Here is a 7,385-nt window from a genome sequence, read left to right as displayed (position 1 = left end):
TACTTCCGCCGAGGAAGTCAAATCCGCCCGGAGGGCTCCCAAACGTGCCTGCACGTTTGGGAACTGGCCCTGGAGCGAGGCGCCTACACCATTGAGGACGAGACCAAGGAGCAGGCCGAGTTCAACCTGGGCAAGAACTTCCTTTAAGAAGGGCCACCAGGCCGCTACCAGCGGCCCGCCGCTGTGCGGCGTCCAAGCGTTTTGCGCAGCAAAACCTTGCCGCAGGCGGAATTTACTTCCGCCGAGGAAGTCAAATCCGCCCGGAGGGCTCCCAAACGTGCCTGCACGTTTGGGAACTGGCCCTGGAGCGGGGCGCCTACACCATTGAGGACGAGACCAAGGAGCAGACCGAGTTCAACCTGGGCAAGAACTTCCTGTAAGGTTTCGGCCCACCCCGAAATCTTTTCTGAGATTGTATCATACTTATCATTCTTTTTCTCCCCGCTGTGCTATCATCGGGAACAAGAAAACAACACATGACAAAGGAGTGCAGTGACTATGGCGAAGATGTATTATGAGAAGGATTGCGACCTGTCCTACCTGAACGGCAAGAAGATCGCCATCATTGGCTTCGGCTCTCAGGGCCACGCCCATGCCATGAATCTGAAGGATTCCGGCTGCGAGGTGTGCGTGGGCCTGCGCCAGGGCTCCAAGAGCTGGGCCAAGGCTGAGCAGGCTGGTCTTCAGGTCAAGACCGTATCCGAGGCCGCCCAGTGGGGCGACATCGTGATGATCCTGGTCAACGACGAGGTTCAGGCCGAGGTCTACAAGAAAGATATTGCCCCCTACATGACCGAGGGGAAGGCCATGGCCTTTGCCCACGGCTTCAACATCCGTTACCAGCAGATCGTGCCTCCCGCCGGTGTGGACGTATTCATGGCCGCCCCCAAGGGCCCCGGCCACACCGTCCGCTCCACCTATGTCAACGGCAAGGGCGTGCCCTGTCTGGTGGCCGTGGAGCAGAACGCCACCGGCAACGCCTATAAGATCGCCCTGGCCTACATCGCCGGTATCGGCGGCGCCCGGGCAGGCGTCATGGAGACCACCTTCCACGACGAGACCGAGACCGACCTGTTCGGCGAGCAGTGCGTGCTGTGCGGCGGCGTGGTGGATCTGATGCGCTGCGGCTTCGAGACTCTGGTGGAGGCCGGCTACGAACCCGAGAACGCCTACTTTGAGTGCATCCACGAGATGAAGCTCATCATCGACCTGATCAATAAGGGCGGCATATCCGCCATGAACTACTCCATCTCCGACACTGCTGAGTACGGCGAGTATGTGTCCGGTCCCCGGGTGCTGCCCTACGAGGAGACCAAGAAGAACATGCGCAAGGTGCTGGACGACATCCAGGACGGCAGCTTCGCCGGCAGATGGATCGCCGAGAACAAGAACGGCCGCACCTTCTTCAACTCCAAGCGCGCCCAGCTGAAGAAGCATCAGATGGAGATTGTGGGCGAGGAGCTGCGCCGCAACATGATCTGGGGCGGCGATCAGGATCTGGACACCGCTTCCAATTAAGTGCATTTTAAAAAAGTGGCCCTCCAGCCGGAGGGCCACCTTTTTTATCCAGATACAAACCGTCTCATAATCCGCTCCAGCCCCCGGTGGAGGAGAACACCCAGAGCGATATTGAGCATATATGCCACAAGGTAGAAGCTGATGTGGCCGGGGGCGCAGCCCAGCCATGAAGCCAGCAGGTTGGCTTCCCGGCTAATGATCACATTGAGCAGATAGATCTCCAGGCTGCTGCCACCCACTGTTCTCAGAAACGCAGGCACCCACCGGCCCGGATACCAGTCCAACAGCTTGCCCATCACAAGGCACACCGGCACCAGGCAGGAGGTGACCGCCAGGCAAAGCGGGAAGATGATGGGCTGTACCAGCCACCCCGGCACCACAGCCAGCCCGAAGACCACAGCCGCTCCCCACACCCCCAGGTGCCTGGCGCTGAGTTTTTTGCCTTCCATGATATAGCAGGCCATCAGAAAGCCCAGGGCAAAATCCGGGATGCGCTGGAGAAAATCGGTCAGGTAAAGCAAGCCGGCCCCCCAGGTCACCCGATAGAGCAGGTAGCTGACCAGGCAGACGGCCAGCGTCAGCCACTCCTTGGCCCGGCAGCGGTGAAACAGTTTGAAATACAGAGGGGCCAGCAGATAAAATACCAGAATGGCAGAGATATACCAGTTAAATCCCCCCGGCACGTCAAGCCAGTAATACAGCGTGGACAGATTCCAGAAGATCACGTCGGGGGTGATCCGCCCCGCCGCGGCCAGAACCACGCTGTACACGCCCACCACCAGCCAGAAGGCGGGCAGCAGACGGCGCAGACGCCGGCCCAGATACCGTCCATAGGATTCCTTTTCCCGCCGGGCCAGAGAACAGCAGATCCCCATGCCCGAGAGCAGCAGAAAGATATCCACCCCCGCAAAACCTGTGGCCCGCAGCACCCGCAGGGGCAAAACGGAGGTACTCAGCCCGTAGGCATGAAAGAGCATGACCCACAACATGGCGATTCCCATCAGTTCGCCCCGGTACCGGCTCAGCAGGCCGTAACCGTCGGCGCGGGTCTGGTGATTCCGGGCCATCCTCCCACCTCCTTTCCAGTAGGTTTATTATAAGGATATGAAGAGGCTTCGTCAATCAGCTTTATACCTCCAGCCCCATCACATCCATGGAGTGGCGCATGTGGATGGCCATAGCATAGCCGGCCCCCTCCCCGTCCCGCTTCCGAAAAAACTCCATCAGCAGGGCGTGGTCCCGGCAGGTATCCTCCGCCAGCTGCTGCTGGTGTTCCCCCGCCGTCAGGGCGGCGGATACCGCCTGATCGATCAGAGGGAGCAGCCGCACCAGAAACTCATTGTGGGTCCCCCGGACAATGGCGGCGTGGAAGGCCCGGTCAGCCCGGGCCCGGTCCTCCCCTGCCCGGATGCACCGCTCCACCTCCCTGCCACAGGCCAGAATATCCGCCAACTCCTCCTCTGTGGCCCGGCGGCAGGCCAGGGCGGCGGCTCTGGGCTCGAAGATGGAGCGCAGCTCGAACAGATCCCGCAGCTGCCCCCTGATCCGCTCCAGGCTGGAGAAGCCGAAGTCATCCATCTCCTCCACCGTCTCCGATACAAAGGTACCCTTGCCCCGGCGCACCTCCAGCACCCCCTGGGCAGCGAGGGTACGGATGGCCTCCCGCAGGGTGGCCCGGCTCACCCCCAACTCCCCCGCCAGGTCCACCTCATTGGGCAGCTTTTCCCCAGGCCTCAGTCCCTTCTCCACCACAATGCGGCTGTACAGCTGTTCCGCCACCTGCTGGGCGCGGCTCTTCTTCTCCATTGGGTACTTCCCTCCCGGTATGTTCTTGACAGTTCTGCTTCTATCATATAGTATATAGTCAGACAATGCAAGCGTCATCATACAACGCGCGCCATATACAAAAAGGAGGTCGTCCCCTATGCGCAGCGACAACGTGACAAAAGGCGTGGAGCGCGCTCCCAACCGCTCCCTCTTTTATGCTCTGGGCTATACCAAGGAGGAGCTGGAGCGTCCCCTCATCGGTGTGGTATGCTCCTACAATGAGATCGTCCCCGGCCACATGAATCTGGACAAGATCGCCGAAGCGGTGAAGGCAGGCGTACGGGCCGCCGGCGGCACGCCGGTGGAGTTCCCCGCCATCGCCGTATGCGACGGCATTGCTATGGGCCACATCGGCATGAAGTATTCCCTGGTCACCCGTGATCTCATCGCCGACTCCACCGAGGCTATGGCCATCGCCCACCAGTTCGACGGCCTGGTGATGATCCCCAACTGTGATAAGAATGTACCCGGCCTGCTGATGGCCGCCGCCCGGGTCAACATCCCCACCATTTTCTGCTCCGGCGGCCCCATGCTGGCCGGCAAGCTCAACGACGGCCGCCGTTCCTGCCTCTCCCACATGTTTGAGGCGGTGGGCGCCTATAAGGCAGGCAAGCTGGACGAGGCGGGCGTGGAGGACTACGAGAACAACGCCTGCCCCACCTGCGGCTCCTGTTCCGGCATGTACACTGCAAACTCCATGAACTGCCTCACCGAGGCCATCGGCATGGGTCTGCGGGGCAACGGCACCATTCCCGCTGTGTGGTCCGCCCGGCTGCGGCTGGCCAAGCACGCCGGTATGCAGATCATGGAGCTGGTGCGCCAGGGCATCCGTCCCCGGGACATTATGACCGAGGCCGCCTTCCACAACGCCGAGACGGTGGACATGGCCCTGGGCTGCTCCACCAACACCATGCTCCACCTGCCCGCCATCGCCCACGAGTGCGGCATTGAGCTGGATCTGGACATGAGCAACGAGATCTCCTCCCACACCCCCAACCTGTGCCATCTGGCGCCCGCCGGCGACACCTACATGGAGGATCTGGAAGGCGCCGGCGGCGTGTACGCCGTCATGAAGGAGCTGACCCGCAAGGGCCTGCTGGACACCTCCGTCATGACCTGCACCGGCAGGACTCTGGAGGAAAATCTGGAGGGCGTGACCAATCGCAACCCGGAGATCATCCGTCCCATTGAGAATCCCTACTCTGCCGACGGCGGCATCGCGGTCCTCAAGGGCAACCTGGCCCCGGAGGGCTGCGTGGTGAAACGCTCCGCCGTAGCCGCCGAGATGATGACCCACACCGGCCCCGCCCGGGTCTTTGACAGCGAGGAGGAGGCCATCGCCGCCATCTACGAGGGCAGGATCGTCCCCGGCGACGTTGTGGTTATTCGCTACGAGGGCCCCAAGGGCGGTCCCGGCATGCGGGAGATGCTCAACCCCACCTCCGCCATCTGCGGCATGGGCCTGGGCGAGAGCGTGGCGCTGATCACCGACGGCCGGTTCTCCGGCGCCACCCGGGGTGCGGCCATCGGCCACGTCTCCCCGGAGGCCGCCCAGGGCGGCCCCATCGCCCTGGTGGAAGAGGGGGATATGATCTCCATCGACATCCCCAGCTGCTCTATCACCCTGAACGTGGATGAGGCCACCCTGGCGGCGCGCAAAGCCAGCTGGACGTGTCCTCAGCCCAAAGTCCAGACCGGCTATCTGGCCCGGTATGCCAAACTGGTCACCTCCGCCTCCCGGGGCGCGGTGCTGGAGTAAATCTTCAATTGCTCAGGCGATATGTTACATCATTCTCCAAAAGAGAAGGCAGCCAGGAACCTCGGGTTCCTGGCTGCCTTCCTGTTTTCTGCCGCGCCAACGTTACGCGATCAGCTGATAAATCAAAAGCCCAACGCCCACCACAATGGCGGCGATCCCGCCAAAAAAGGCAAACTTGGCGTTGCTTTCGCATTTGCCGATCATCTCGTCTTCCGACTTTGTGGAGACGATGAACGTCTTGTCTCTGTCGGTGGGCTTGCCGATATGTATAATATCGCCTTCCTTATAGGCTTCGCCCAGGACGTAGAGGGGCTGGTTCAGGGAGACCGTCTTTTCCTGCATACGGTAGCCCAGCAGATTGGCTCTGTTATGATGGAAGTTGCGGAAATAGGAGTAGCGGTTCAGGTTCCCAACGTTCTCAAAGCGATCGAAGGTCTCAGGCACGTCAAAACTACAGCCGTTTTTAATGTCCAGCACCACGCACTGATCGGAGCTGGAGTCCTTGAAGAGCAGGGTGTTGGAGCTGTCCTCCATCGTGATGGTCTCCTCGCTCTTCTGAATGCGCGTGCGCATGTTGCCGTCGTTGTCTCTATAGCGTTCCTCCCGCTGGGTCACGGCGGCCAGCTTGGACGCGCAGTAGGCGACCTCCCTATCGGAGAAGGGCGTGCGCACCGTTTCAGGGCTGTACACCGTACCCTTTACTTCCACATAGTGGCGGAAGTGATCGCCTAAACCGTCGCTCTGCATCGTGCTGAACATATCCAGCAGGTCCTTAACGGTAGTGGTCTCCATGAACTTCATCTCGCGGACCTTGTTCGCCATTTGGCTTCGGAGAAATACCATCGCCAGCACACCGCCGACGATCAACACAATGGGGATGATAATCGTCATGTTCGTCCTCCTCTCAGAGCAGTCCCATTTCTTTTTTCAGCCGTTCCAGATCACTGTTCACAGCCATATCCTGTTCCATGGCTGCAAAGGGATCCGTTTCTGTCATGGTATCCACGCCGGATACTTCCGAGAATGCGTCCGCTCTGGCTTCCTTGTCCGCAATTTTGGCCTCCATCTTGTCCATTTTGGCAAACGCGCTGCCGGAGTCCATATTCCCCAGGGATTTTGCCATTGCTTCGTTGGCGTCTGCCATCTTGCTGCGGGCGATGAGCATAGCCTGGCGGCTGCGGGCCTCAGAGAGTTTCTGCTTCAAAATGTCGATCTGAGACTTCATATCCATCAAACGGGTATTCATGGTCTCGTAATTGGTGGAGTAGGTGGCGGCCAGGTTGTCCGCGTCAGATTTCTTGACCAGCGCCTGCTTGGCCAACTCTTCATTGCCGGCAGACAGGGCCATCTTGGCCTTGCGCTCCCACTCCTTGGACTGGGCCTGGGCCTGCTCCATCTGCTTTCTGACCTGGTTGACGCCGCCCATAGCGGTGGCATAGCCGGCGGTAGCGTCGCGGAGCTGCTCCTCCATGTCAATAATGATCTGCTTGACCATCTTTTCCGGATTTTCCGCCCTGTCGATCAAATCATTTATATTACTGCGGATCAAATCGCCCAGTCGTTCAAAAATCGCCATGTCAATTACTCCTTTTCACTTTTTATTTTGGTCGTCTTTCCTTGATTTGTTTTTGGGAGCAAACAGAGTTCTCAGTATCAGGCCTGTACCTGCGGCAGTCATACCAAACATCAAAATGTACTCATACAGGCTGGTTCTGACAAAGTGCAGACGTACGCTCATAATGATACTGACGATAATAAACAATACGCCCAATACGATCACGATCTTTGGCAGGACCATATCCGGCTTGACAAACAGCCAAATGATCCCGATGATCAAAGGCACTGTCGTCAGGCCAAAGGGGACACTGACCCCTCCCAACCGGAAATAGCCAAAACTGGAAGTGACACTGACTTGATTGGCAATCATAAAGAGTCCGGCTCCCAGAAGCAGCAGCCCTACAAAGAAGGCCAGCAAGCTGCCGCCGCGTTTATCATTTGACATTTTTTCTCTCCTCTCTACAAATATTGCCACATTCAACATGTGTGATTATACTATAGCGTCATTGCCTGGTCAAGTTTAAAAGGAGCAACTTGCCCAATAGCTTCTCGTCATAATTGGCAGATTTCCGTCATTTTGCATTGTACCTTATGGTATTTTACTTTATTATATGTACTAAACCGGCATAAATGAATATTTTACAGTTAGTGAATTGTCAAACTAAGTGCAACAGGAAGTAAGCTCAAAGTCCCATAATTCCTGAGCAGAATGAAAGTTAAGAAC

Annotated in this window: 7 protein-coding genes; 2 read left to right on the top strand and 5 right to left on the bottom strand. The window is 58.5% G+C overall.

Going from position 1 to position 7,385, the window contains the following annotated elements; genetic code table 11:
* Nucleotides 1-498 precede the first annotated feature (498 nt).
* A complete protein-coding gene (gene ilvC / locus Q0K43_RS09195) occupies nucleotides 499-1,518 on the top strand; it encodes a ketol-acid reductoisomerase (protein ID WP_297290250.1) in 1,020 nt (339 codons plus the stop codon).
* Between the two features lie 44 nt (nucleotides 1,519-1,562).
* Here ilvC and Q0K43_RS09190 read toward each other — a convergent pair whose 3' ends face one another.
* Nucleotides 1,563-2,585, bottom strand: a complete 1,023-nt coding sequence (locus Q0K43_RS09190; protein ID WP_297290249.1) for an acyltransferase family protein — start codon at nucleotides 2,583-2,585, stop codon at nucleotides 1,563-1,565.
* Nucleotides 2,586-2,646: 61 nt separating this feature from the next.
* Nucleotides 2,647-3,324, bottom strand: coding sequence for a FadR/GntR family transcriptional regulator (locus tag Q0K43_RS09185; protein WP_297290248.1), 678 nt, complete (start codon nucleotides 3,322-3,324; stop codon nucleotides 2,647-2,649).
* 118 nt (nucleotides 3,325-3,442) lie between these two features.
* On the opposite strand from Q0K43_RS09185, the gene ilvD reads away from it, so the two are divergent.
* Entirely contained in the window at nucleotides 3,443-5,104 is a 1,662-nt protein-coding gene (gene ilvD / locus Q0K43_RS09180) for a dihydroxy-acid dehydratase (RefSeq protein ID WP_297290247.1), read from the top strand.
* Between the two features lie 102 nt (nucleotides 5,105-5,206).
* Here ilvD and Q0K43_RS09175 read toward each other — a convergent pair whose 3' ends face one another.
* Genes Q0K43_RS09175 through Q0K43_RS09165 form a run of 3 tightly spaced genes read right to left on the bottom strand, consistent with a single transcriptional unit; the run spans nucleotide 5,207 to nucleotide 7,106 of the window.
* Nucleotides 5,207-5,995, bottom strand: a complete 789-nt coding sequence (locus Q0K43_RS09175) for a GIDE domain-containing protein (RefSeq protein ID WP_297290246.1) — start codon at nucleotides 5,993-5,995, stop codon at nucleotides 5,207-5,209.
* A gap of 13 nt (nucleotides 5,996-6,008) precedes the next feature.
* Nucleotides 6,009-6,680, bottom strand: coding sequence for a PspA/IM30 family protein (locus Q0K43_RS09170; protein ID WP_297290245.1), 672 nt, complete (start codon nucleotides 6,678-6,680; stop codon nucleotides 6,009-6,011).
* Between the two features lie 15 nt (nucleotides 6,681-6,695).
* The gene (locus Q0K43_RS09165; protein ID WP_297290244.1) at nucleotides 6,696-7,106 is read right to left on the bottom strand and encodes a hypothetical protein; all 411 of its coding nucleotides are present in this window, start codon (nucleotides 7,104-7,106) and stop codon (nucleotides 6,696-6,698) included.
* Between the last annotated feature and the right edge of the window lie 279 nt (nucleotides 7,107-7,385).

It is taken from the genome of uncultured Flavonifractor sp., assembly GCF_944383115.1.
Lineage (GTDB): Bacteria > Bacillota > Clostridia > Oscillospirales > Oscillospiraceae > Flavonifractor.
Note: the sequence above shows the minus strand (reverse complement) of the source record. Positions and strands in the feature narration are given on the sequence as shown.

Coding starts and splice junctions, on each gene's coding strand:
- Q0K43_RS09165 (WP_297290244.1), bottom strand. CDS start 7,106: ATGTCAAATGATAAACGCGGCGGCAGCTTGCTGGCCTTCTTTGTAGGG.
- Q0K43_RS09190 (WP_297290249.1), bottom strand. CDS start 2,585: ATGGCCCGGAATCACCAGACCCGCGCCGACGGTTACGGCCTGCTGAGC.
- ilvC (WP_297290250.1), top strand. CDS start 499: ATGGCGAAGATGTATTATGAGAAGGATTGCGACCTGTCCTACCTGAAC.
- Q0K43_RS09170 (WP_297290245.1), bottom strand. CDS start 6,680: ATGGCGATTTTTGAACGACTGGGCGATTTGATCCGCAGTAATATAAAT.
- Q0K43_RS09185 (WP_297290248.1), bottom strand. CDS start 3,324: ATGGAGAAGAAGAGCCGCGCCCAGCAGGTGGCGGAACAGCTGTACAGC.
- Q0K43_RS09175 (WP_297290246.1), bottom strand. CDS start 5,995: ATGACGATTATCATCCCCATTGTGTTGATCGTCGGCGGTGTGCTGGCG.
- ilvD (WP_297290247.1), top strand. CDS start 3,443: ATGCGCAGCGACAACGTGACAAAAGGCGTGGAGCGCGCTCCCAACCGC.